Origin of the sequence: Lactobacillus sp. ESL0677 (assembly GCF_029392875.1) — a bacterium.
GTDB lineage: Bacteria > Bacillota > Bacilli > Lactobacillales > Lactobacillaceae > Lactobacillus.
Window position 1 is genome coordinate 57,428 of sequence record NZ_CP113946.1, and the last position, 23,442, is coordinate 80,869.

A 23,442-nucleotide genomic window follows, 5' to 3' on the forward strand; every position below is an offset into this window, starting at 1 on the left:
CCTTAATTTGCTTGATGATAAGTGCAATAGTCGTAATCATTGGTTGTGGCTCGTTTTTGCATGGTGGTAGTAATCTGCGTATGTAACTTATGTTGTGCGTGCTTAAAGTCCAAATTATTATCAGGATAAAAAGGACCATCGAGATAGACGAGAATGTGAGGATACTTTCCAAAGCGTGGATGATGGTATGTTGTTGTCATTACGAAGCTAGGTACGTTTAGTTTAACTGGGAAGCGCATGCTGGTTGCAGAAAATGGTCGAATTTTAGTGTAATACGGCCAAACGTGAGCTTCAGGATAAATAACAATTACTTTGTTAGCTGTAATTACATGCCTGATTGCTTTAATTAAATTGCCAAATTGCTTTACATTGTGTCCTACAGGTAAACCAAAATAAGGCAGAATAAATTTTCCTAGGATAGGGATACCCCAATTAGCTTGAGCTGCAATTACGTAGTAATTTTTAGCTGGGATAACATTAAGTGGCATTACCGCATCGCCAAAGGGTTGGGTATGATTTGCATAAATGAAATAACCACTATTTTTAATAGTAGCCAATTTATCTTTACCAATTATATGAGCGTTGATGATGTGTAGGTAAATTAAGCTTATTAAATGTGCTAACGGTCGAATTCCAACCGACCATATTTTGCCAATATGAGTTGTCGGAAAGATAGTGTAATTATCAGGTAATTGGTAATCTTGTTGATGACTAGTAATAATATCGTCAGTTAAATTGTGATAATAGTATTCGCGTTTAACCATGAAAACCTTCCTTCAAGAATGTTATTATGTAATTTTATCATGAATTAAATAATATGAAAAAGTGAAATTTTGCGTAAAATTAGTTATACTTTTAACAAATAAAAGTATCTGGGAAAACTAGACTTTTGAAAAATATCGTTTAAGGGTAAATATTTTTAAATTTTATAGCTTCTTGTAGTGTAATCTAGACAAAAGTTCGTATCAAAAAAAGGAATGTTAGTTTTTTTCTAATATTCCTTTTTTTGAATTGAGTTTTTAATAAATAGTAATATCGCCATCAGTTGAAGCCAGCTGCAAGGTGTCATTTGAGGCAATGGTACTGGAAAACTTGTTGCCGATGCTGGACTTATGATAAATAATTGTCCCGTGCTTGGAAATAAGATGGTAATTCATATCATGAGCTAATTGCTTTAGGTATAAGTTGCCCGTAGTTGAACTAATAATGTTGTTATTAGTTAATTGGCTGCGATCGATTCTGACATCGCCATTTTGGGAATTAAGCTTTAAAGTCAAATTACATTGGGCAATATCAGAATTACCGTTTAATGTTTGCAGGATAAATTGTCCGCACGCGCTGCGCTTGACGGTGATGTTGCCGTTGCGCGATTTTAATGAAATAGTGGCAACTTTTGCCTGCGTCATTCTGACATCACCATTTTTGGAATTAAGGGTTAAGTCATTAGCCAGAGTGACATTATTGAATAAAGTATCGCCATTGTCTTGCTGCAAGGTTATTGTCTGTAAATTGATGTCTTGCAGGATAACATTGCCATTAGTGTTATATCCGCTGATAGTTGTAAGGACTAAGCTGCTTGGAACTATAATTTCAACGTGACTGGTAGCTGTCCGCCAATTAATAACAATTAAGCCCTTATTTTTAGGTGGCTGTTGCTCATCAACGATTAAGGTTTGACCTTTAGTTTTAACCTCAATTGGTCTGCTATTATAATCTGTAATTAAAACTTGGAAGCTATTACCGGAATGGATATACAAATCAGCATTACTAAGTGCTACTTTAATGTTGATAAATTTATCGGGAATAATTGTTCGTTTACGCGAAGGATTTTTTTCCACGTGAAACCCCCGCACGTAATTGTCACTAGCAGACTTGGATGATGCCAGGTGAGTAACCTTAGTAATTTCATGATAATCACTGCAGATATCGCGGGCTAACTCTGTCGGCTGACCAAGTTCTTTTTCAATTTCTTCTTTTGTTTGAAAGTCGCCACTTATTAAAAAGTCACGGTAAAACGCAAGAACAGCCTGTCGCTGTTCAGGAGATAGGTCCAGTAATTTACGTGCCAAAATTTTAATATAATCATCAATTATTTGAGCCATGACTATTCTTCCACATTAAGTAAGTTTAAATTATTTTTAAATCTATTATATGCTTTTAATTATTAAATAATTGTTTAAACGGCTTTAATTAAAATTTTTAACGTGGTACTATTTAGATAAATATCTAATTAGATATTTATCTAAATAGCTAGGAGAAAATGATCAATGAGTTTTGAAGGCAGCTTTAAGGCGCTCTCTGATCCAGTTCGCCGCAAAATCTTGCAGTTGTTAAAGAATGGCCGGTTATCAGCCGGAGAAATCGCCCAGCATTTTAACATGACCAAGGCAACGATTTCATATCATCTCAATATTCTGAAAAAGGCGGATTTGGTTTTTGAAGAACGAGAGAAAAATTTTATTTATTATTCACTAAATACAACAATTTTAGAGGAAATTATGACGTGGTTAATTGATTTAAAAGGGGGTCATAATGATGAAAAATAATTTGCGCAGAACATGGCTAATTACTAGTTTAGTAATCTTGATTTCGCTATTGATCGGGCTACTACTTTGGTCTAAATTGCCTAATGTAATGGCAACACATTTTGGTAATAATAATGAACCCAATGGCTGGATGCCTAAGTGGGTTGCGGTTTTTGGTCTGCCATTAATAATGCTGGGACTGCAATGGTTTGTTTATTTTCGGACTGCTAAGCAAAATATTAATGCCAAACTAGCTAATGTTGCCTTATGGTTAGTGCCACTGATTTCAGTTATTGTTTGCCTTTGCATGTACACTTTTAATTTGGGCTATCACGTCAAGGTAGGGATGATTGTTACTCTGCTTGTGGGATTTGTCTTTGTGCTAATCGGCAACTTTTTGCCTAAAGGGCAACCTAACAGGGCGATGGGTGTGCGGCTGCCACGGACGTTAACTAACGGTGAAAATTGGCGTAAAACTAACCGCTTTACTGGTTGGCTTCTTGTCTTGTGTGGCTTAATCCTGATGGCTCTGTCGTTTTATCAAATTTGGTGGTTGATTATCCCAGTTGTAGCTGCGGTGGTCATCTTGCCGGTGATTTACTCTTATTTGTTGGCAAAATAAAAGAGTATTAGGGAAATATTCATGGAAACACCGATTTTTATTTTAATTAGGGGTAATTCAGGCAGCGGGAAAACTGCATTAGCAGAAGTCAATTTGTAAAAATATTAGATAAAACAAAACAAGTTCCTCAGATATTACTCCGAGAAACTTGTTTTTGGTATAAAAAAAGCACCGCCTACTTGCAGTGCCAATTCTATTATGGTGGGTGGCCAGGGGTTCGAACCCTGGACCCACGGATTAAGAGTCCGTTGCTCTGCCAGCTGAGCTAGCCACCCAAGTCATATTTATCTGTTGACAATTAAATATATTAGCAATTATTTTTGGTTTTGACAAGAGTTTTGAGCAAAAAATTTTCAAAAAAGATAAAAAACAGCGATTAAGTTAATAATCGCTGTTTTATAGGTTATGGGTGGCCAGGGGTTCGAACCCTGGACCCACGGATTAAGAGTCCGTTGCTCTGCCAGCTGAGCTAGCCACCCAAATCATTATTATATGTAACCGACAAAAACTATTATGCTATTATTTTTAGTGAATTGCAAGTTTTTTTATTAAATTTCGGTGACTTTTTTGGCTAATAGGGTAAAAACCAGTATAATAAAAGAAAAGGGGGACTTTCGATGCCAAAGAAGATTCTCGTTGTCGATGACGAAAAACCGATTTCTGATATTATCAAGTTTAATTTAACTAAGGAAGGGTTCGATGTCGACACCGCTTATGATGGCGAAGAAGCCGTCAAGAAAGTTGATGAATACAATCCAGATTTAATGATTTTGGATCTGATGCTGCCTAAGAAGGATGGCTTGGAGGTTGCACGCGAGGTCAGACAAACGCACGACATGCCAATTATCATGGTGACAGCTAAGGATACCGAGATTGACAAGGTGTTGGGCCTAGAAATGGGTGCTGATGACTATGTCACTAAGCCTTTTTCTAATCGAGAATTAGTTGCTCGGGTTAAGGCTAATTTGCGGCGCCGTGATATTGTCAAAAAGGTTGAGAGTGCAAATCAAGAGAGTGCAACTAAGAATATCACGATTGGCAACTTGGTAATCATGCCAGATGCCTACATCGTTGAAAAAGACGGTAAAAAGATCGAACTAACCCACCGCGAGTTTGAGCTGCTCTATTATTTAGCCCAGCACATGGGACAAGTAATGACTAGAGAGCACCTGTTACAAACCGTCTGGGGTTATGATTACTTCGGGGATGTGCGGACCGTTGACGTTACGGTTCACCGTCTGCGTGAAAAAATCGAGGATAACCCCGTACAAGCGCAAATTCTGCTGACACGGCGTGGTGTTGGCTATTACGTCAAACAAGCAAATGAAGATTAAACAAAGAAAAAGCCTGCCGGACTATTTTTAGTGCGCGGCTTTTTTACTATCTAATATGAAAAATAATGAAAAAAATCAAGAGTAAGTTAAAACATCTATTTATTTCGATTAATACGACTTTGGCAATTGTCTTTATGGCAATGATTATTGCTATGATTGAAGTTATTGGGGCGTATTTTACTAGGCAATTGGAACAAAACAGTATTGAGAGTTTCCAGTCGTCAATTCAAGTACCGCCGATTGTTACTAATCAGCTGTCATTGCAATTGCTGCGCGATAATAAACGGCCAAGCGCCAGCTTGAACCGGATTGTTAATGATTACAGCAATGGTACTAACACGATTAGTGAGATTATTGTGGTTGATAACAAGGACATTATTCGGGCAGTGTCAAATCTGAATGACAAAAGTCGAATCGGTCAGCGGGTTAACAATCTGCTGGTTAAGCAAGTCACGTCAACAGGCCGTCAGGCAACCAAAGTAATCAATGATAAAGACAATTACATGGTGCAGGTGACGCCGCTAAATGCTGGCAATGGGTCGACCAACACAGTTGGGGCAATTTATGTACGGGCGTCAATGCAGGGCGTATTTAACAATTTGCGTAATATTTCCTTTATGTTCTTGGTGACATCGTTAATTGCCGCGGTGATAGGCGCGATATTGTCGTTAGTTGTTTCGCATGCGATTACCAAGCCAATCGAGGAAATGCAGGGGCAGGCATTAAATATTGCCGATGGCGATTATTCCAGCCAAGTGAAGATTTATTCTAATGATGAGTTAGGACAATTAGGGCAAGCCTTTAATACTTTGTCCGTGCGCATTGAACGGTCGCAGGAAGAGTCTGAGAGTGAGCAGCGACGGCTGGATAGCGTGTTGTCACATATGAGTGATGGGGTGCTAGCGACCGATCGGCATGGCAACGTTAGTGTTGTTAACCAGATGGCACTCAACTTTTTAAATAAAACTAAGGAAGCAATTATCAACAAGCCGATTGCGGAAGTTCTAGGACTAAAAGAAATCTCACAAGATTTAATGTCGAATCAAAAAGGAATTGTCATTACGCTTAACGAGGGGACGCGTGATGAAGTGATTTTGCATGCCAGCTTTTCACTGATTAAGCGGGTAACGGGCTTTGTGTCTGGGAGTGTTTGCGTGCTGCACGATATTACCGAGCAGCAGAAGAATGAAAATTCGCAAAAGCAGTTTGTATCTAACGTGTCGCATGAATTGCGGACACCGCTGACAAGTCTGCACGCGTATATTGAAACTCTGAATGAAGGTGCATGGAAGGATCCGAACGTGGCCCCGCAATTTTTGCAAGTAACGCAAGAAGAAACTGAACGCATGATTCGCATGATTAACGAGTTGCTTAGTCTGTCACGAATGGACCGTGGTGTGTCCAAGGTTGATGTTGAGTGGGTTAATTTTAATGATTTTGTGGCGCATATTTTGGACAGGTTTGACATAATTGTTAAAACTGATGCTAAAGAAGGCAAGAAGAAGTATATCATTAGTCGTAAATTAGGCACGCAGGCCTTGTGGGTTGAGATTGACACCGATAAGATGGCGCAGGTAATCGATAATATTATGAATAATGCGATTAAGTATTCGCCAGATGGTGGGACAATCACGGTTAAACTGCAGCAGGAACAAAATCGCTTGCTTTTAAGCATAACTGACCAAGGACTTGGGATTCCGCGCGAAGACCTTAATAAAATTTTTGACCGATTTTATCGGGTTGATAAGGCGCGCTCGCGGGCTCAAGGTGGTACAGGCTTGGGATTAGCAATTGCTAAGGAAATTGTAACAGCCCACCGTGGTCAAATTTGGGCTAACAGCAGCGAGGGTAAGGGTTCCACCTTCTACATTGCCTTGCCGTATGAACCAATGAGCGAGGAGGATGATTGGGATGAAATTTAAGTTTAAATTTGGTGATTTCTTCTTGCTGGTCGGTACACTGCTTGTCTTTAGCTTGTCGATTGTGTTGTGGATTTTTATCATGACCAATGATCAGTATTTTAGTCATATTAACCAAACCAGTAGCGTAGCACAGCAGTCGCGTAATCGGCTCAATAATTCGATTTATGACCTGTATATCCCGACTTGTTCTTATGGTTTTAAAAATGGGCAGCTCTACCGGTTGTATGATGCCAAGAAAAATTTGCCGCTTGAGTTTGCTAAGGAATTAAAAGGAATTAAGTTTAAAAATCTGAATGTTGTGAGCACCAGTCGCTCTAAATATGAGCGCATGCTCAACGCTCCTGACTATATTCAGCTAACTTTTCCCGATGAGGTTAGTATCAAACTGTTTACTAAGCAAAATACGCTTGAAAATGGGAAAAAATTCCGCCGAGTTTTTATTTCTAATAGTGATAATCGGCTTTATCTAGGTAATGATGAGACAACTACTGTGTACCGGATTGATTTGGCTCGGGCAAATTTTACCAAACTGCGCAGTTATGCTAGTCATGCACACAGCATGACGCCAGTTAAGCTAGTGCGATTGAAGGATTATTATGAGGTCTTTTATACTAATGCGGAACGCTGGCGGGTGTACAGCTACCTAACTAATAATCAGACGGACTCGTACTTTGTGTCGCGACTGCTGGGGACAACTAATGTGACGGCTCATTCAAGTAAAAAGGGCTGGATAACATATTCGCTTAATTATTACACCAAACTGCGAATCCCTAAGAGTGGCACGAAGAAGCATGACTTACTTTATACCAAATATGAAAAAAGCAAGAATTTAGCGATGCATGAGCGATTATTAGATAGTGTTGATTATGTGCACAAGCTGGGGTTGAGCGAGCAAGACTTGCGCTTCTTTGATACCAATGGCATGGCAATCAGTTATACCAATTATATTGAAGGTTTGCCTGTTTTTGCGGAACAGCATACACCGCAGATTAAGACGAGTTTTACACCAGAATCAATGCAGGTGGCGTTTAACAATATTGATTTGCAAATACCAATCCCATTTGACGGGCAAACGCGTAGTCTGCCAAGCACGGATACGGTGCTGCAGGAATTAACTAATCAGGGGCTTAAAAGAGACCAGATTCAGCGAATTATCGTTGGCTTTAGGATGGTTAAGGATAACAGCCACGACCATCTAGCTAATTTGATTCCAACTTATTACGTTAAGGCTTATAATCGCTGGCAAAGCTTAAGTGAATGGCAAAAGCAAGACTTGACGGCTTTAAATAAGGACAACAAGGAAGGAGCGCAATAAAATGGACCGGAAACGAATTGAATGGCTATTTTTTGTTGTTTTCTTATTGATTGACCTTTATCTTGGCATTGAAATCTGGCGCTCGCCCATTAATTTAAGCAATACTGGCGGTGCACAGTCGACCAGCATTCGCTCTGAAATGCGGGCTGATGGTATTGACTTGCCGCTGCATATTTCACATAAACAGCGGTCGGGTTACTATCTTGCCGCAAAAAAGCGCAACTACTTGTCAGGTAAACTTTCTAGCTTGACTGAAGTTAATACTCATTTTTCAAAAAGTGACAACATCTTAACTGGAACGCCCAAAACGCAGGTGACCTTAAGCGGCAATCATCATCAAATCTTGGCGCAATTGAATAGTTTTAAGAATGATTCGGAAAACGTCCCGTTTGGTGCTAAGTTTAAGTATGAGCCCAGCATGTCGGGCTCGAATACCTACTGCTACGTTCAGAGTACTGACTATGGCCAAGTTTATGCTAGTGATGCCCAATTGATGATTAATGTGCGTAATAATGCAATAACCAATTACACGATTTCTTATATGGGACCGATTAGCGCGGTTCGTGAGCCGCAACTAATTATTAGTGCCTGGCATGCAGTTAAGGCGATGTATACTGACCGCGAGATTGTTAATAATTCGCGTGTTATGCAAATTAAGCTAGGTTATTCCAAATTGACAGAGGTCCGTGGCAGCATAATTTTATTGCCAACATGGTTAATCTGGGTCGAAAATAAAACAACTAAAAATATTACGGTTAAACGAGTAAATGCCTTTACTGCCCAAATTTTGCAGTCAGGCAACTCTTATAGTGTCCAAAAGAATTAGAAAGGAAAAGTTAGGTGCGGGTTTCGATTTTAGCTAGTGGTTCAACAGGCAATACCAGTCTGATTGAGACTGAGCAACATAAGATTTTGATGGACGCGGGTTTATCGGGTGTTAAAACCAAACAGCTGCTTAGTCAGGTTGGCGTTGATATTGCGGATATTGATATGGCCTTTTTGAGTCATGACCATTCTGATCATAGCAAGGGACTAGGGGTATTGATGCGGCGCTATCCTCGGATTGCGGCGTTTAGCAATAGTGGCACGTGGCAATATTTATGTGAAACAAATAAAATCGGCAAGCTGCCGGTGGAACAGATCAATACGATTGAGCCGGGACAAACACAAACATTTGGCGATTTGGATGTGACCGCATTTGCGACTAGTCATGATGCCGCCGAGCCGCAATATTATGTTTTTACAAGTGGTGGCAAACGAATGGTATTTTTGACAGATACAGGATATGTGTCGCAGAAAGTTGAGAGCGTGATTGCCGATGCCGATGCTTATTTAATGGAATTCAATTATGATGACATGATGTTGCGTAATGGTCCGTATTCTTGGGGGTTGAAGCAGCGAATCTTATCAGATGAGGGTCACTTGTCTAATGAAGAAGCTGGTCAAGCCTTGCTAGATGTGGTGACGCCGCGGACGAAGCACATCTTTTTGGCTCACCGCAGTCAGCATAATAATACGGCTAAATTAGCTTATAACGCTGCTGAAAAAATGTTGATTGCTGGGGATGCTAATCTACCTAGTGATGTTCAAATTCAGTTGACTTCACCAGAGCAGCCGACGAATTTAGTACAAATTTAATAATTTAGACGATAATTTTTCAAAAATTATTAGTATATTAGGCAATATATGTAAAGGAGATAATGATATGGAAAACGCAAATACTAATCATGGTAAAAATAAGTTTCTTGTTAAGACAGCTGTTGTTGGTGTTGTTGCAGGACTTATTGGGGGTGGTGCTTCTTATGTTGCCTTAGACCAAATTAATAATGCTAATTTGAACAATAATCAGGCACAAACAACAATTAGCTCTAATAGTGCTAAAACTTCTAAGAATAGTGCCAAAACTAGTGGAACGATGACTCCGGCATATAATGATGTTAAAGGTGCTGTTGTATCCGTAATTAATATGAAGCGGCAGTCAAATAGCAGCAATAATTCTTTGTTTGATATTTTTGGCGATAACGACGATGATAGCAGCAGTAAAAAGGGTAAGCTGCAAACTTACAGTGAAGGCTCGGGGGTTATTTACATGAAGTCCGGTAATAAGGGCTATATTGTAACGAATAACCACGTGGTCTCTGGTAGTGACAAGGTGCAGGTCATGTTGTCAAACGGTAAGACGGTTAATGCACGGATTGTAGGAACAGATGCAACTACTGACTTGGCGGTTTTAGCAATTGACTCTGGATATGTTACCCAGACAGCTGAATTTGGTGATTCTAAGACCTTACAGGCGGGTCAGACAGTGATTGCGGTTGGTTCCCCCTTAGGCAGTGAATACGCGTCAACGGTAACTCAGGGGATTATTTCAGCTCCTGCTAGAAGTATTACAACTTCTTCTGCTAACCAGCAAACAGTTGTTCAAACTGATGCAGCAATTAATCCCGGCAATTCAGGTGGTGCCTTGGTCAATTCTGCCGGTCAAGTTATTGGGATTAACTCAATGAAGCTGGCTCAATCAAGTGATGGAACGTCAGTTGAAGGTATGGGCTTCGCCATTCCGTCTAATGAGGTTGTTACAATTGTTAACCAACTGGTAAAGAAGGGCAAAATTACGCGGCCACAGCTTGGCGTGAAGGTCATCGCACTGCAAGGCATTCCAGCTAGTTATCGAAAGCATTTGAATATTAAATCTAACTTGAAGAGTGGTATTTATATTGCTTCAGTAACCAAGAATGGATCTGCAGCTGCAGCTGGAATGAAGACGGGGGATGTTATCGTTAAAGTTGATGGTAAAACGGTAACAGACGTTGCTTCGTTACACAGTATTTTGTATGATCATAAAGTCGGTGATACCGTCAATTTAACCGTTGATCGCAATGGTAAAACACTCAATTTACGGGTTAAGCTGCAAGCTAATTAAGAAGGATAATATTCTGTAATTGAACAAGAAAAAAGGCTATACTAAGCGGTTTGTGCCGGCAGTATAGCTTTTTTATTAATAATAATTGTGCGAAACATTTTTTTATTCGGTAATTGAGCTTGTCAAGAGAAAAATTATCTGATAATTCTTGTTGATAATTGTGGAAAACTCTGTGGATTGTGCATAAAAGATGTGAGAATGCTTTTAAAAGCCTGTGGATAATCTGTTAATTGTGTTTAAATATTAGTGAAAATAGATTTACACAAACAATTGTTCAGCCCGTTATCATAGTATTTTAGACCGATTAGTTTGTGAAATTAGGCTATTAAAAGTATGTGTGTGGGTAAAGTTTAGTAAAATAGAGAAAAAAGTTTGCCAACCACAAGTTAGCTGAAAATAAATAAAATAGACCACAAAATGTAGATTTCAATTTTGCACAGGTGTGGAAAAAGCAAGTGGAAAGATTGGGAGTTAGGGGATAAACTAGTAATTATGAATATCAAGATTGTCTGTGTGGGAAAACTAAAGGAAAAATATTTTAGGGATGCAATTGCTGAATACCAGAAGCGATTGAGTAGATTTGTCAAAGTTCAGCTTGTTCAGGTTGCTGATGAAAAGGCGCCGGAAAAATTCAGTCAGGCAGAGCAGGAACAGGTTAAGAAAATTGAGGGCCAACGGATTTTAAGTAAAATTAAAGACAAGGAATACGTTTATGTGACGGCGATTAAGGGTAAGGAACGCACAAGTGAAGAGTTTGCCAGTGAATTAGAAAATTTGGCAACCTATGGTCATTCAGATATTACCTTTGTCATTGGTGGTAGTTTGGGCACCAGCCCTGCTGTTAATCGGCGTGCAGATGATTTACTTAGTTTTGGCAAGCTGACGATGCCGCACCAATTGATGCGCGTCGTTCTCATTGAACAAATTTACCGTGGTTTTATGATTAACAGTGGTAGTCCATATCATAAGTAAAATGGGGATAAAATGAAATTAGTTGTTTTTAATATTGGTGGTACCACTGTTAAGACGGAATTTATGATGATAAGCACATTACTGAGCAGGCAGTTTTGCGGAATTGAGAACAGAAATTGATGGAGTTTGGAATAGCACGGATTATGCCGCAGGTGATGACATGTTGGTATCATAATTCAGCCAATCTTTATGGTGCTGCCTTGAATTTTATAGTTCAAATGTAAATTAAAAAAATGTAGTCGAATTACGACTACATTTTTTTATTTCAAGATGAATAATGCTAAGTTAAGTGCAAGCAGAATAACAGCACTCCAAACCCAATCTTGTACCCGCACTGGTACGGCAATGATTACGGAACGGTGGGCGTCTTCTTGATAGCCGTGGGATTCCATTCCTTGCGCTAAATTCTCGGCAGAATTGAGTGCTACCAAAATAGCTTTAAAATATAATACTGGCGACCAAAAGCTGAGATAAACGCCGCGCATCATGCCAGCCGTCCGGATTTGCTTAACGGCTTGCTTCATGCGGGGAACAATATTAAGCGCAGCTAAAACACCATAAGCAAATTTACTTGGTAAATGAAAGTTCTGCTCAAACGAACGTGCTAATTCTTCGGCACTGGTATTAATCGTGACACAGCTGATAGTTAAAATATAAACGTAAATCCGGCTGGATAAGCCCAGAGCATTAAATAGATTAGGAGTTGGTGTGAACCATTCAAGTGTTGCAAAAATTGTAAATGCGGCAATGAATGGCACTAAAAGCAGGATTAACAAGTTCTTTAATTTAATTCGTTTAATTAGTAAATAGATAATTGCCAAGATAATGATTGCAAAATTAGTCGACAAGCTAATTTTCAATGATATTTCAAGCGAAATAATTAAGGCTAAAATAAACTTAAAACTAGGATTCATGGAAATACCTCACTTAGTCACGTAATGCAGTTGTTTATCGGCAAAAACGAGATGGTAATCACACCAATCAGCTAGACCGTCAAGTTCATGACTAATAATTAACAAAGTTTGTTCGCGCTTTTTTTGACTTTGCCTAAGTAGTTGCATGACTTTTTGACTTGATACGTGATCCAAACCGCTTAGTGGCTCGTCAATCAGCAATACATCTTGATCTGCAATTAACATTAGTAAAATTTGCAGCTTCTTTTGTTGACCGCCGGAAAGAGAATACACAACTTGGTCTAAATGCTGGTTTAAATCGAGATCAGCTAAAACTTCGTTGATTTTTTCGTCAGTAAAAAAGTCATTAGTCCGCTGTTTTTTACTCAAGTCAATTTCGTCTTGAACGGTAACACTCAAAAATTGGTCGGTTGCATTTTGAAAAATCTGAGCAACATGTAATAAGTATTTGCGCGTTGCTTGTTGGCGCACTTCACGATTGTGGTAGGTTAGACTGCCGTTATAAGGCAGCATTTTGGTCAATGCGTTAAATAATGAAGTTTTACCAACGCCATTAGCTCCAGTAATTAGCGTGGTCTTACCCGCAATAATCTTAAGCTGGTCCTGATTCAATAAACGTCTGTTCTGCGTTAATTGTGTTTTGTTTAAGGTAAAACAAGCTGTCTCATTTTGAGGCAAAGCAAACGAATAATTATTCTTGTGCGTACTTGTCTGGAGTAGTTTGTCTTTAGCTAAGCTGTCTAATTGTTGGACATGGTGGCCTGCAAACTGAAAGAGGCAATCACAGATATTTTGGTAGCCATTTAGAATATGGTCACTTAAAATAATCGTTTTGCCTTGATCGCGCAAGTGCGCTAATTTGGTAATTAAAAATTGCCGTGCTTGCGGATCACAACTAGCGAAGGGCTCATCTAGCAAGAATAAGTCAATGTCCATTGCAATGAGAACGGCAAGGGCCACACGTTGTTGCTCACCACCGGACATTGTATTGATCTTTTGGTCCAACAAGTTTTCAATTTGCGCAAATTTTACGCCGGCAGTCAGCCGTTTGTGATAATCTTCTTGGTTAATTTGTAAATTCTCAAGCGCAAAAATAATTTCTTCTCGTGGGGTTGCCATTGTGAATTGCTCGCTGGCATTTTGAAACATGATGGCCGACTTTAAGCCGTTGAGGTTAAGGCTGCCGCTGACTTTACCCGCATATTTAGGATATAGTCCGGCCAGCACCTTAAGTAAAGTTGACTTACCACAACCAGTAGGTCCAATTAACAGTGAAAATTGCCCCGTGGGAATTTCGAGATTAAGGTTATCAAGAATTTTAATATTTTGATCGTATGAAAAAGTTAAATTTTTGCTTGTAATCATTATTTTTACCAACTAAAAAAGTCGCTAGGACAAGCTGCACTAACGACGTAAAAGTTCATTCATTTTCCCTTCGCTGGCATTGTCCATAGCAGGTTCAACGGGTATTATCTCAGCCTTGCGGCACCCCAATGTTATCAAACCAATTTTACATGAAAACCGCTTTTTTGTCTAGTCATGATGGCTTAATGAAAATAAAATACCAGTGAATCTTGATTTTGCTATATAATAAAAGTATTAAACTAATAATAAGAAGGTGAAACTATGGCAGCAGTCAAATTGGCGCAATATTTAGCTAGTATTTTAAGCTCAACTAATAGCGATACGAATGAATTACGATTAAAGGCAGTGGGTAGCAGCTTTGATTTGTTTACTGTTTATCTCGAAAATCACAACACTGGTGTCCATCGTTATCAAACAACAAATGCGATGATTTTTTATGAGGCTGGTGGCAAAGCAAATATTAAAATTCACGGACAAGACTTTGAGTTAGGAGTAGGCAATATTGTCTTTTTGCCAGCTAAAAGTGATTATGAAGTCCAAAAGCAAACTAAAACTGACGTTTTGGTAAAGTTAGATTTAAATTCTAAGTATAATTTACAATATTTCCTGGGAAATATTACCAATCAGGAGTCACGTGAAGAGCAGGCAATTAAGCAAGTAATTAGCAATTTGCGGGTTAATCGTCTGTTATATTTAAAGTCAACGCCAATTTCTAAATCGGCACAATTAATGAATAAGATAATTGATGAATATTTAAGCCATAATTTATTTACCGAGAGTGTAGTTAAAGCAGAACTAAATTTATTGTTAGTTGCGGCAGTACGTAATCAGAACTTCGCTGCAGCGCCAGCAAAAAAGCAGGGCTTTGCCAATGCAACACTTGAAAGCTATATCGATGCTAATTTTGCCGATATTACTTTAGATGCAGCTGCTAAATATTTTGGCTTTAATCCAAATTATTTTTCTAGTTTAGTTAAGCAAAAAACTGGCAAAAGCTTTGTGGAGCATGTTGATGAACGGCGAATGCAGGAAGCCCGCAATTTACTTGCGCGTCCTGATATTTCGGTTAAGGAGATTATTGCTAGGGTTGGTTATAATGGCAAGTCATTTTTCTATAAAAAGTTTAATGAATACTATCATCAGACGCCAGTTCAAATGCGTGCGGAGCTATTTCGTCAGGCTAATATTAATTTGAAATAAAAAAATAATTGACAGCGCAACCAAAAGCTGTTATACCTAAACTATAGTTTAATAATAAAAGTTCGTCTGGGGTGTCGCGTAAGCGACTGAGATTATACTCATCGAACCTGATGTAGTTTATACTACCGAAGGAAGAGCGGCCTGTTGATCAATTTTTGAGCCATTCTTAAATAAGAATGGCTCATTTTTATTAAAAGTCCTTTCCTTTGATAACCGAAGGAGGGGATTTTTTGGTTATTGTTAATGGTGAAGAAGTGGCAGCTATAGGTATATCAATTGCAACACTTTTAACCCAAAGAAATGCGCCAGTCAGCAATTTAGCAGTTGAACTGAATGGTAAGATTGTGCCTCGCAGTGATTTTGCTAATGTTTTGCTAAAAGAAAATGACAAGGTGGAAATAATTTCATTTGTTGGGGGTGGATAAATGCTAGATAGGTCACAAAATTCGGCAATTATCGCTGAAATGCAAAAACGCAATGTCTCGGGATCTAGCTCTAAACTAGCTGCTGCCAAGGTAACTATTGCTGGTTGTGGCGGTTTAGGAACAAATATTTCTCTTGCTTTAGCTCGCATTGGTGTCGGTCAAATAACTTTGATTGACTTTGACCAGGTTGAATTAAGCAATCTTAATCGTCAGCAATTTAAATTTAGTCAAGTTGGAATGGCGAAGGTAGTTGCGATGAAAGAGAATTTGCAGGAAGTTAATCCGTTTATAACGGTTAAAGCAGTAAAAGACCGAGTAACACCGCAAAATATCGCGGGGCTATTTCAAGATGCAGATATTATCTGTGAGGCCTTTGATGACCCAGCGGCTAAAGCAATGCTACTGGAAAATGTTACGAAAATTTTTCCCGATAAGCCGCTAGTCATGGCGTCAGGAATGGCAGGAATTCATAGCGCCAATGCAATTAAGACGCGAAAGATATTGCCTAACGTGTATTTAGCAGGTGATGGCAAGTCTAAAGGGATAGAGGGTCTGATGGCTCCACGCGTGACAATTTGCGCTGGTCATGAGGCGAACATGATTATCCAGTTGATTTTAGGAATTGAAGATTTAAATTGAAAGAGGAAAATATAATGACAAATACTAAAGAAACAGATTTATTAACAATTGGCGGGCACACATTTACTTCACGGTTTATTTTGGGCTCAGGGAAATATTCTTATGACCTGATTGATGCGGCAGTAAAGCATGCTAAGGCACAAATCATTACAATGGCTTTACGCCGGACAACGTCTGACCAAGAAAATATTCTTAATTACATTCCTGAAGGTGTGACGATTTTACCAAATACGTCAGGGTCGACAACTGCTGAGGAAGCAATTAGAACTGCGCGTTTAGCTCGTGAATTAAGTGGCAGTGACTTCATCAAGTTGGAGGTAGTGCCTGATAAAAAGTACTTGTTACCAGATAATGCAGCAACCGTTAAGGCAACAGAGGTTCTGGCAAAAGAAGGCTTTATTGTCATGCCGTATATTTTACCTGACTTAAATACTGCCCGAGAACTAGTTGATGCGGGTGCAGCTACTGTCATGCCACTAGCAGCACCAATTGGTACCAATAAAGGCTTGGCAACCAAAGAGTTAATTCAGATTTTAATTGATGAAATCGACGTTCCAGTGATTGTTGACGCAGGAATTGGTCGTCCAAGCCAAGCTGCTGAAGCAATGGAAATGGGTGCCGATGCGATTATGGCTAATACTTCAATGGCAACAGCTGAGAATATTCCGTTAATGGCTGAAGCTTTTAAATTGGGAATTGAAGCTGGACGTAAGGCTTATTTGGCTGGTCCCGGTCGTGTAATTGAACACGGTGCAGTTGCTTCATCACCATTAACTGGTGTAAGTAAGTAACGTCATGCAGCAGAGTAAGAAAATAACGGTTAATCAGCTTTTTAAGCAGATTACAACTCTGCCTAATTCGGGATTAGGACAGAACCGCTTGGTCTATTCTTCTGATTGGCTTCAGGGACAAAAATTATTAATTCAGTTTGCATTAAAAGTGGGTTTTCAAGTTACAGTTGATGACTATGGTAATGCCTATTTGGACTTACTTGGAAATGACCAAGAACAAGTGATTGCGACGGGTTCGCATATGGACACTGTGAAAAATGGCGGCCGTTTTGATGGTTTGTATGGTGTTCTGGGTGGCTTACAGGCTGCTTTGAACCTGCGCGAGCAGTTTGGTACTTCACAAAAGACAATTCGAGTAATTTCTTTTTGCGAAGAAGAAGGCAGCCGCTTCGACGCTACCTTTAGCGGTTCGAAGCACTATGCACGTGTAGTTGAGATTAATGGCTTAGTTGATGAAAATGGCATCAAAATCGAAAATGCTCGCAGTAATGCAGTTAACCAATTGAAGCAAATTAGCGGCGTCAAGTATGCTCTTCCCGCTCTGCCGCAAAACTTTACTGAATTGCACGTTGAGCAAGGAAACCGCCTTACTCGCAACAATATTTCACTTGGTTTGGTTACAGCAATTGTGGGTCAGCGGCGTTATCGCGTTACAGTTAATGGCATTACTAATCATGCGGGCACGACCTTGATGACTGAGCGCCATGATGCTTTGCAGGCAACAATTAAGTTAATTAACCAGTTTGAAGTGCTTGCGAGTGCAGTGGATCCACTTTTGACTTTTACAGTTGGAGAACTTGCTGTTTGGCCGAATACTTCTAACGTGATTCCCGGCAAAGTGACGTTTTTTATTGATTGTCGTCATCAAAATAATGAGCTGTTAGATGAATTTGAAAAAATGATGAAAAACACCATTGCTAATCTTCCTGATCCGCTGATTAACGTTGAATTTAAGCGCTGGGTTCATGATCAACCTGTAATTTTAAGTTCGGAAATGCTGACGAAAAATGAAAAATTAGCGCACAAAATGGGTTATTCAATCATGAAATTGGCTTCGGGTGCAGGACACGATAGTGAAATTATGAATCGTGTCGTACCAACGACAATGATTTTTGTACCCAGCATTAATGGTATTAGTCACGCACCAGAAGAAAATACCAAACCTGAGGATTTGCAGCGGGGAGTTGAATTTTTGACCGCATCGCTTTATCAGGAGGCATATTAATAATGCATAAAATTAGCTTGACTGGCCAGATCACAATTGGTGTCATAATTGGGGCGCTAGTTGGCTGGCTATTACCTAAGTGGGCGGAAAATTTAACGATTGTTGGCGATATCTTTTTACGGCTGCTGCAAATGGTAATTGTCTGGCTAATTTTGGGTGCAGTCATCGAGGCTTTAGGTAGCTTAAAGTTTGCGGAATTGGGTAAATTGGGGCTAAAAACTTGTCTTTGGTTTACCATTACAACGATTTTGGCGGCGGTTGAAGGCGTGCTTTTAGGCATAGTCTTTAAGCCGGGAACAATGCTAAGGCTGCCGAATTTAGTAAAAACAAAAGTAGTGCTGCATTCTAGCGTTAATTTACGTGCAGCAATCCTGCATCTGTTTCCTGATAATATTTTTGCATCTCTTACTAAAGGAAACGTGATCCAAGTAATTGTTTTTGCTGTTTTATTCGGTCTTGTCTTAAGTCGCGCCAATGAAAATAATGAATATCATCTAGTGCTGAAGCTGATTAAACAATTTAATCAGTTGATTGTTAAGTTGGTGATGCTAATCATCAAGCTGGCGCCGCTCGGTATCGCCTGTATGTTTGCTAGTACAATTGCGAAAAATGGTGGTAAAGTGTTCTTGCCTTTGTTGTACTTTCTAGTGCTTTATGCAGTAGCAGTAATCGTGTTTTTACTCGCCTTATTTATCTTTGTTGGTTTAGTTGCTCATGTATCTTTTTGGGGCCTAGTTAAAGGCCTGACTAGAATCATCGTTGTTGCTTTTACCACAACTTCATCTGCCGCAACTTTACCAATTGAAATGATTGATGCTCAAGAAAAGCTGGGGGTCAGTAAATCCGTTACTCAGCTTGTTTTACCGCTGGGAATGGCGCTGAACAGTAATGGTCTAGCGCTGTATCTATCTCTAGTTTGTATAACCTTAATGCAGCTTTACGGTGCTAGTTTAGCGCCAGTATTGCTGTTAAGAATAATTCTGCTAGCTGTCTTGTCATGCTTAGGGACTGTAGTGGTTCCAGGTGGCGGCATTGTTGCGTTAACAATTGCGCTTCCTGTACTTGGCTTTCCTAATACATGTATTGCTTTATTTGCTGGGATTGATTGGTTTGTCGGGATGTTTCGTGCAGTTGCTAATGTTGTTGGCGACACGATTACGGCGGTAGGTGTGGCGGCATCAACGAGCCAGTTGAATAGGGATGTCTATTAGGGAGAAATGATTATGAAAATACAAAAACGACCATTATACTTAGTTACCGATCGGACTAATTTAACTGATAATCAATTTTTAACTACGATTGAGCAAGCTTGCAAAAGTGGCGTTGATCTGGTGCAGTTACGTGAAAAACAGCTATCTGGGCGTGAATATTACGAATTAGCGCAAGCAGTTAAGCAAATAACTGACCGTTATCAGTTGCCGCTAATTATTGACGATCGCCTTGATATTGCTCAAGCGATTAATGCCGCGGGAGTCCATTTAGGGCAAAGTGATTTGCCCGTCAAGGCTGCCCGTCAAATTTTAGGGGCAGATAAGATTATTGGCGCGACAACTAAGACACTGCCGCAAGCTCTTGAAGCAGAAAAAGAGGGTGCTGACTACTTGGGCGTAGGCGCAATCTTTCCGACGCAAACCCACGTTAAAACAGTGCATACAAGTGTGGCAACATTAAGCCAAATTAGGCAAAATGTTTCAATTCCTGTTTATGCAATTGGCGGCTTAAAGGCGCATAATGTTGCGGCAGTTAAGCCAGCTCATGTTGCAGGAGTTGCCGTTGTATCGGCAATTATGCAAGCTGCTGACCCAATTAAGGCAACACAAGAGCTAAGACAAGCAGTTTTAGCAGCCTTATAAAAATTAATTGAAATCAAAAAAGACATCTGTTCTTGAACAGGTGTCTTTTTGTGATATTACATTTTTTCTAACCGCTTAATCCGGTCTTCTGTTGGTGGATGACTATCAAATAGGTGCGTAAAACTGTGCTTTTTGCGCAGCGGGTCTTCAATATACATCCCTGCACTACTAGGATCAGCCTTTTTCATTGGCTTACTACCCGCGATTTTTTCTAAAGCAGAAATCAATCCTTGTGGATTGCGAGTAAGGTTAACTGATGAAGCATCGGCTAAGTATTCGCGGTTACGTGATAAAGCCATTTGTGCAAGACTAGCACATAGCGGTCCCAGAATAAGCACGAAAACAATTGCGACAATTTTAAAAATGATGACAAGGTTATTATCATCATCCTTATCACTGCCACGGTCATCGTCAAACCACCAGATGTACCGACTAGCGATTCCAGATAAATAAGAAATCACGCCGACAAGAACAGCAGCAACTGTCGATAACCTAATGTCGTAATTGCGAATGTGAGAAATCTCGTGACCTAAGACGCCTTCCAGCTCTTCACGGTTCATCATTTCAAGTAATCCTTGAGTTACAGCAACAGCACTGTGGTCGGGATCACGCCCTGTTGCAAAGGCATTGGGACTGGGATCATTAATGATAAAAACGCGGGGCATTGGTACACGGCCAGCCATGGCCATGTCTTGGACAACGTGCCACAATTCGGGGTTATCCTGTTCGTGAATTTCACTGGCATGATTTAAGCTCATTACCATATTTGCGGGATCACGCATGACCAAAAATAGGTAAAGAACACTGATAACTAGCGCAATAACCATTCCGCCCCATGGACTATCACCAAAAATATAGCCTAAGCCAGCCCCAACAAGGGCTAAAATCACGGCAAACAAGACCATGATGATGCCGGTTTTGCGCTTATTGCGAGCAATTTGTTGAAATAACATAATGATTTTGCCCTAATATTTAAAATTTAACCTTAGGTGCTTCTTTTTCGGCTTCACTAGCTTGTAAGTAGTCAACCTTCTTAAAGCCATGAATGCTGGCAATAATATTTGATGGGAAAGTCAGAAGCTTTTGATCATAAAGGGCTGCTGATGAATTGTAAAGTTGGCGTGAGTAAGCAATCTTGTTCTCGGTGTTGGTCAATTCTTCTTGCAATTTCAGGAAGTTTTGGTTGGCCTTTAAGTCAGGGTAGTTTTCTTGTAAAGCAAAGATGGACTTTAAGGCATCAGAAATTTGGTTAGAAACCTTTAAGGTTTGGGTCCGGTCATCTTGAGGGATGTTAGTTAATTGGTTGCGCAATTCCACAACGTTTTCTAACGTTTCCTTTTCATGCTTAGCGTAGCCCTTAGTGGTTTCAACTAAGTTAGGAATTAAATCGTTACGCCGCTTCAATTGCACGTCGATTTGGCTCCAGGATTCGTCAGTGTATACCTTGGCTTTTTGTAGGCCGTTATAAATAGCAATATAAATTCCGATTAATAAGACAACGATAATTAAAATTATCCAAGTTAATGATGACATAGGTTGAACCTCCTTATATATACTGTTTAATTATAACTGATTATTTATTTTTTGGATACAAAAAAAGGATGCTGCACAACATCCTGATTCAGATAAGTAAAGTATGTTAAACGAGCAATAGTAGCCAACCAATGATTGTTAGGATTAGTAAACCGATAAATTGCATAACTGTCCATTTTTTGAAGAATTCGTTTCTTGAGACAGTTCCGTTTTGAATGAAAGTCTTAAGCACCAACATATTGGCCATTGAGCCGATAGGTGAGCCAAAACCACCGATATTTGTGCCTAAGAACAGCGCTTTAGCGTATGGCGTAAACTTACCAACAAGGATTGTGGCCGGCACGTTGCTGATGATTTGGCTGGATAAAATCGATGTGAAGTAAGTTGAGCTTTCTGAATTAATCATTGTGTGAATAATCATGACAATGATTGGAATCTGCTGGATATCGCTAATAAAGATAAAAAAGCAGGTAAAAGTCAGCAGCAATGCGAAATCAACCTTAAGTAAAATTCGTGGGTTGATTAAAAAGGCAAGAATGATTGCAGCTAGCATTGGCCACGCAACGTTGACCACTTTGAAGACACCTAAAAAGAAGAAGGCGAACACAACGGTCGTAATTACAGTTGGTCGAATGCTGATATTGATTTGTTTTGTTTCTTGAACTGGAATTTGCTTGCGTGGAATAAAGTGAAAAATGATAAATGTAATCACTAGTGAACTGAGCAAGTATGGCAGTGACCATGAGAAGAAGGTCAAAGCGTTAACCGAATATTTGCTAACAAGAAAAATATTGTGTGGATTGCCCCAGGGCGTGAATGCTGCCCCGATGTTGGCGCCCATTCCAATTAACGTAACTGGCAAAATCTGCGGCAAGTCGTATTTTTTAGCAATGTTTAAATAAAGCGGAATTAGTGTTAATGCTGTTATATCATTACCAAGAAACATTCCGGCAATGATTGCTAAAAGCGTGAACAGAATATTCAGTTTGCGCGTATTGTCAGCAATACTGGTTAATTTGTACGCGAGCACATCGAGAACATGCAAGTACGCGTAGATTTGGATGATAATTAGCATCGCGGCGACTGAAAATATTGTATGTAAGTTAATATCCCCAAGCCGCGGTCTAGCAAAAAAAAGACTTACAATGGTGACTACAGCAGTAATCTGCAAGATTTTATCACTAAAAATTTTTCTTAAGACGGTCATAAAATGTCCCCTTTCGCAAGTTATAATCATCTATAGTTGTTACTTCTATTTTGAGCTTTTTTTCCGTTGTGTGCAATGATAAATTTTTGACTATAAAAATGTCAATTTACTAGGCGGGAATTTTGCTTTCTTTTATGCATACAAGCTATACTTTAGTAAGTAGGAAAAATAAGGGGGATTTATAATGAATAATGCTGAAACAATTGAAATGAATATCAAGCCTGAAGCTGCTGCAAGAATTAAGAGCCATATTAGAAAAGGCCAAGTTGTGTTATTGGCGCTAAATGATGGTTCTAATCAATATTCTAAAGTTGGCGGTACCTGTACTATTGGGGCTAATTTTCAATTTGTGATTTTGGATCAAAAAGACCCTGAATTTTCAATTATTATCAATAATAATGTTGGATTAAATTTGTTTACAAGTCCTGCAGAAATGCAATATTTGGATAATAATTTAGTTGTATCTGAAAAGAATGCCACATTGAGCTTGGCCGACGATAGCGGCGTGATTGATGGTGCGGTTTCAATTAATGAATTTCAACCATCAGACATAACAGCTAAAGATTTGCAGGAAGGCAAAACCTGCTAGTAAATTTGAATAATTAAGTAAAGTGTCCTTGAAATATGGGGCACTTTTTTGGATTGCTATTTCAGAATATTCGGTAAAGCTATTTGAT

The 23,442-nt window shown here is 39.4% G+C and carries 24 protein-coding genes, 2 tRNA genes and 2 riboswitches; of the genes, 17 read left to right on the plus strand and 9 right to left on the minus strand.

All coding sequences use genetic code 11. The annotated features are described in order from the left end of the window. Positions 1–2: 2 nt before the first annotated feature. Complete coding sequence (locus OZX76_RS00285) at positions 3–764, minus strand: 1-acyl-sn-glycerol-3-phosphate acyltransferase (RefSeq protein ID WP_277179945.1); 762 nt, start codon at positions 762–764, stop codon at positions 3–5. Between the two features lie 255 nt (positions 765–1,019). Then, positions 1,020–2,102 (minus strand): DUF4097 family beta strand repeat-containing protein, encoded by a 1,083-nt coding sequence (locus OZX76_RS00290; RefSeq protein ID WP_277179947.1) that lies wholly within the window; start codon positions 2,100–2,102, stop codon positions 1,020–1,022. 165 nt (positions 2,103–2,267) lie between these two features. Here OZX76_RS00290 and OZX76_RS00295 point away from each other — a divergent pair, with 165 nt between their 5' ends. Both OZX76_RS00295 and OZX76_RS00300 read left to right on the plus strand, forming a co-directional pair. Beyond that, on the plus strand, positions 2,268–2,546 hold the full coding sequence (locus OZX76_RS00295) for an autorepressor SdpR family transcription factor (protein WP_277143608.1): 279 nt from the start codon (positions 2,268–2,270) through the stop codon (positions 2,544–2,546). Then, positions 2,533–3,147: an SdpI family protein gene (locus OZX76_RS00300; RefSeq protein ID WP_277179949.1), complete on the plus strand. Its 615-nt coding sequence runs from the start codon at positions 2,533–2,535 to the stop codon at positions 3,145–3,147. The genes OZX76_RS00295 and OZX76_RS00300 overlap by 14 nt, the downstream gene beginning before the upstream one ends. A gap of 199 nt (positions 3,148–3,346) precedes the next feature. On the opposite strand, the gene OZX76_RS00305 is transcribed toward OZX76_RS00300, so the two are convergent. Together OZX76_RS00305 and OZX76_RS00310 are read right to left on the minus strand one after the other, a co-directional pair. Further along, positions 3,347–3,422, minus strand: a tRNA-Lys gene (locus OZX76_RS00305). 131 nt (positions 3,423–3,553) lie between these two features. Next, a tRNA-Lys gene (locus tag OZX76_RS00310) sits at positions 3,554–3,626 on the minus strand. A gap of 138 nt (positions 3,627–3,764) precedes the next feature. On the opposite strand from OZX76_RS00310, the gene yycF reads away from it, so the two are divergent. The 7 genes from yycF (at position 3,765) to rlmH (ending at position 11,613) form a co-directional block, all read left to right on the plus strand. Beyond that, a complete protein-coding gene (yycF, locus tag OZX76_RS00315) occupies positions 3,765–4,481 on the plus strand; it encodes a response regulator YycF (protein ID WP_277143614.1) in 717 nt (238 codons plus the stop codon). Between the two features lie 65 nt (positions 4,482–4,546). Beyond that, positions 4,547–6,403: a cell wall metabolism sensor histidine kinase WalK gene (walK, locus tag OZX76_RS00320; RefSeq protein ID WP_277179951.1), complete on the plus strand. Its 1,857-nt coding sequence runs from the start codon at positions 4,547–4,549 to the stop codon at positions 6,401–6,403. Next, positions 6,384–7,718 carry a hypothetical protein gene (locus tag OZX76_RS00325; RefSeq protein WP_277179953.1) on the plus strand — a complete coding sequence of 445 codons (1,335 nt, stop codon included), beginning with the start codon at positions 6,384–6,386 and terminating at the stop codon, positions 7,716–7,718. Before walK ends, OZX76_RS00325 begins: the two co-directional genes overlap by 20 nt. A gap of 1 nt (position 7,719) precedes the next feature. Then, positions 7,720–8,544, plus strand: coding sequence for a two-component system regulatory protein YycI (locus OZX76_RS00330; protein ID WP_277179955.1), 825 nt, complete (start codon positions 7,720–7,722; stop codon positions 8,542–8,544). Positions 8,545–8,558: 14 nt separating this feature from the next. Next, a complete protein-coding gene (locus OZX76_RS00335; protein WP_277179957.1) occupies positions 8,559–9,356 on the plus strand; it encodes an MBL fold metallo-hydrolase in 798 nt (265 codons plus the stop codon). A 67-nt stretch (positions 9,357–9,423) separates the two neighbouring features. Continuing rightward, complete coding sequence (locus OZX76_RS00340) at positions 9,424–10,641, plus strand: trypsin-like peptidase domain-containing protein (RefSeq protein ID WP_277179958.1); 1,218 nt, start codon at positions 9,424–9,426, stop codon at positions 10,639–10,641. Positions 10,642–11,133: 492 nt separating this feature from the next. After that, on the plus strand, positions 11,134–11,613 hold the full coding sequence (gene rlmH / locus OZX76_RS00345; RefSeq protein WP_277179960.1) for a 23S rRNA (pseudouridine(1915)-N(3))-methyltransferase RlmH: 480 nt from the start codon (positions 11,134–11,136) through the stop codon (positions 11,611–11,613). A 260-nt stretch (positions 11,614–11,873) separates the two neighbouring features. Here the strand turns inward: rlmH and OZX76_RS00350 are convergent, their stop codons facing one another. Then, positions 11,874–12,527 carry an energy-coupling factor transporter transmembrane component T gene (locus OZX76_RS00350; protein WP_277179962.1) on the minus strand — a complete coding sequence of 218 codons (654 nt, stop codon included), beginning with the start codon at positions 12,525–12,527 and terminating at the stop codon, positions 11,874–11,876. Between the two features lie 9 nt (positions 12,528–12,536). Then, complete coding sequence (locus OZX76_RS00355) at positions 12,537–13,895, minus strand: ABC transporter ATP-binding protein (protein ID WP_277181449.1); 1,359 nt, start codon at positions 13,893–13,895, stop codon at positions 12,537–12,539. 45 nt (positions 13,896–13,940) lie between these two features. Then, a riboswitch (TPP riboswitch) is annotated at positions 13,941–14,030 on the minus strand. A gap of 123 nt (positions 14,031–14,153) precedes the next feature. Here OZX76_RS00355 and OZX76_RS00360 point away from each other — a divergent pair. From OZX76_RS00360 to thiE, 7 genes are all read left to right on the plus strand, one after another. Beyond that, entirely contained in the window at positions 14,154–15,092 is a 939-nt protein-coding gene (locus tag OZX76_RS00360) for an AraC family transcriptional regulator (RefSeq protein ID WP_277179964.1), read from the plus strand. A gap of 57 nt (positions 15,093–15,149) precedes the next feature. Then, a riboswitch (TPP riboswitch) is annotated at positions 15,150–15,244 on the plus strand. 78 nt (positions 15,245–15,322) lie between these two features. Further along, entirely contained in the window at positions 15,323–15,517 is a 195-nt protein-coding gene (gene thiS, locus OZX76_RS00365) for a sulfur carrier protein ThiS (protein WP_277179966.1), read from the plus strand. Further along, positions 15,518–16,156: a sulfur carrier protein ThiS adenylyltransferase ThiF gene (thiF, locus tag OZX76_RS00370; RefSeq protein WP_277179968.1), complete on the plus strand. Its 639-nt coding sequence runs from the start codon at positions 15,518–15,520 to the stop codon at positions 16,154–16,156. It begins immediately after the preceding gene. A 14-nt stretch (positions 16,157–16,170) separates the two neighbouring features. Continuing rightward, positions 16,171–16,947, plus strand: a complete 777-nt coding sequence (locus OZX76_RS00375) for a thiazole synthase (RefSeq protein WP_277179970.1) — start codon at positions 16,171–16,173, stop codon at positions 16,945–16,947. Between the two features lie 4 nt (positions 16,948–16,951). Then, complete coding sequence (locus tag OZX76_RS00380) at positions 16,952–18,172, plus strand: hydantoinase/carbamoylase family amidase (RefSeq protein WP_277179972.1); 1,221 nt, start codon at positions 16,952–16,954, stop codon at positions 18,170–18,172. Positions 18,173–18,174: 2 nt separating this feature from the next. Continuing rightward, positions 18,175–19,383 (plus strand): dicarboxylate/amino acid:cation symporter, encoded by a 1,209-nt coding sequence (locus OZX76_RS00385; RefSeq protein WP_277179974.1) that lies wholly within the window; start codon positions 18,175–18,177, stop codon positions 19,381–19,383. Between the two features lie 12 nt (positions 19,384–19,395). Then, positions 19,396–20,025 (plus strand): thiamine phosphate synthase, encoded by a 630-nt coding sequence (gene thiE, locus OZX76_RS00390; RefSeq protein ID WP_277179976.1) that lies wholly within the window; start codon positions 19,396–19,398, stop codon positions 20,023–20,025. 56 nt (positions 20,026–20,081) lie between these two features. Here thiE and htpX read toward each other — a convergent pair whose 3' ends face one another. From htpX to OZX76_RS00405, 3 genes are all read right to left on the minus strand, one after another. After that, on the minus strand, positions 20,082–20,978 hold the full coding sequence (htpX, locus tag OZX76_RS00395; protein ID WP_277179978.1) for a zinc metalloprotease HtpX: 897 nt from the start codon (positions 20,976–20,978) through the stop codon (positions 20,082–20,084). A gap of 19 nt (positions 20,979–20,997) precedes the next feature. Next, positions 20,998–21,558, minus strand: a complete 561-nt coding sequence (locus tag OZX76_RS00400) for a LemA family protein (RefSeq protein ID WP_277143646.1) — start codon at positions 21,556–21,558, stop codon at positions 20,998–21,000. Positions 21,559–21,664: 106 nt separating this feature from the next. Next, positions 21,665–22,765: an SLC13 family permease gene (locus OZX76_RS00405; protein WP_277179981.1), complete on the minus strand. Its 1,101-nt coding sequence runs from the start codon at positions 22,763–22,765 to the stop codon at positions 21,665–21,667. A 184-nt stretch (positions 22,766–22,949) separates the two neighbouring features. Between OZX76_RS00405 and OZX76_RS00410 the strand changes: the two genes are divergently transcribed. Beyond that, positions 22,950–23,354 carry an iron-sulfur cluster biosynthesis family protein gene (locus OZX76_RS00410; protein ID WP_277179982.1) on the plus strand — a complete coding sequence of 135 codons (405 nt, stop codon included), beginning with the start codon at positions 22,950–22,952 and terminating at the stop codon, positions 23,352–23,354. Positions 23,355–23,442: the final 88 nt, after the last annotated feature.

Excerpts from the sequence above, each read along its gene's own strand:
- OZX76_RS00285 (WP_277179945.1), bottom strand. The coding sequence starts at position 764 with ATGGTTAAACGCGAATACTATTATCACAATTTAACTGACGATATTATT.
- OZX76_RS00290 (WP_277179947.1), bottom strand. The coding sequence starts at position 2,102 with ATGGCTCAAATAATTGATGATTATATTAAAATTTTGGCACGTAAATTA.
- OZX76_RS00295 (WP_277143608.1), top strand. The coding sequence starts at position 2,268 with ATGAGTTTTGAAGGCAGCTTTAAGGCGCTCTCTGATCCAGTTCGCCGC.
- OZX76_RS00300 (WP_277179949.1), top strand. The coding sequence starts at position 2,533 with ATGATGAAAAATAATTTGCGCAGAACATGGCTAATTACTAGTTTAGTA.
- yycF (WP_277143614.1), top strand. The coding sequence starts at position 3,765 with ATGCCAAAGAAGATTCTCGTTGTCGATGACGAAAAACCGATTTCTGAT.
- walK (WP_277179951.1), top strand. The coding sequence starts at position 4,547 with ATGAAAAAAATCAAGAGTAAGTTAAAACATCTATTTATTTCGATTAAT.
- OZX76_RS00325 (WP_277179953.1), top strand. The coding sequence starts at position 6,384 with ATGATTGGGATGAAATTTAAGTTTAAATTTGGTGATTTCTTCTTGCTG.
- OZX76_RS00330 (WP_277179955.1), top strand. The coding sequence starts at position 7,720 with ATGGACCGGAAACGAATTGAATGGCTATTTTTTGTTGTTTTCTTATTG.
- OZX76_RS00340 (WP_277179958.1), top strand. The coding sequence starts at position 9,424 with ATGGAAAACGCAAATACTAATCATGGTAAAAATAAGTTTCTTGTTAAG.
- rlmH (WP_277179960.1), top strand. The coding sequence starts at position 11,134 with ATGAATATCAAGATTGTCTGTGTGGGAAAACTAAAGGAAAAATATTTT.
- OZX76_RS00350 (WP_277179962.1), bottom strand. The coding sequence starts at position 12,527 with ATGAATCCTAGTTTTAAGTTTATTTTAGCCTTAATTATTTCGCTTGAA.
- OZX76_RS00360 (WP_277179964.1), top strand. The coding sequence starts at position 14,154 with ATGGCAGCAGTCAAATTGGCGCAATATTTAGCTAGTATTTTAAGCTCA.
- thiF (WP_277179968.1), top strand. The coding sequence starts at position 15,518 with ATGCTAGATAGGTCACAAAATTCGGCAATTATCGCTGAAATGCAAAAA.
- OZX76_RS00375 (WP_277179970.1), top strand. The coding sequence starts at position 16,171 with ATGACAAATACTAAAGAAACAGATTTATTAACAATTGGCGGGCACACA.
- OZX76_RS00380 (WP_277179972.1), top strand. The coding sequence starts at position 16,952 with ATGCAGCAGAGTAAGAAAATAACGGTTAATCAGCTTTTTAAGCAGATT.
- OZX76_RS00385 (WP_277179974.1), top strand. The coding sequence starts at position 18,175 with ATGCATAAAATTAGCTTGACTGGCCAGATCACAATTGGTGTCATAATT.
- thiE (WP_277179976.1), top strand. The coding sequence starts at position 19,396 with ATGAAAATACAAAAACGACCATTATACTTAGTTACCGATCGGACTAAT.
- htpX (WP_277179978.1), bottom strand. The coding sequence starts at position 20,978 with ATGTTATTTCAACAAATTGCTCGCAATAAGCGCAAAACCGGCATCATC.
- OZX76_RS00400 (WP_277143646.1), bottom strand. The coding sequence starts at position 21,558 with ATGTCATCATTAACTTGGATAATTTTAATTATCGTTGTCTTATTAATC.
- OZX76_RS00405 (WP_277179981.1), bottom strand. The coding sequence starts at position 22,765 with ATGACCGTCTTAAGAAAAATTTTTAGTGATAAAATCTTGCAGATTACT.
- OZX76_RS00410 (WP_277179982.1), top strand. The coding sequence starts at position 22,950 with ATGAATAATGCTGAAACAATTGAAATGAATATCAAGCCTGAAGCTGCT.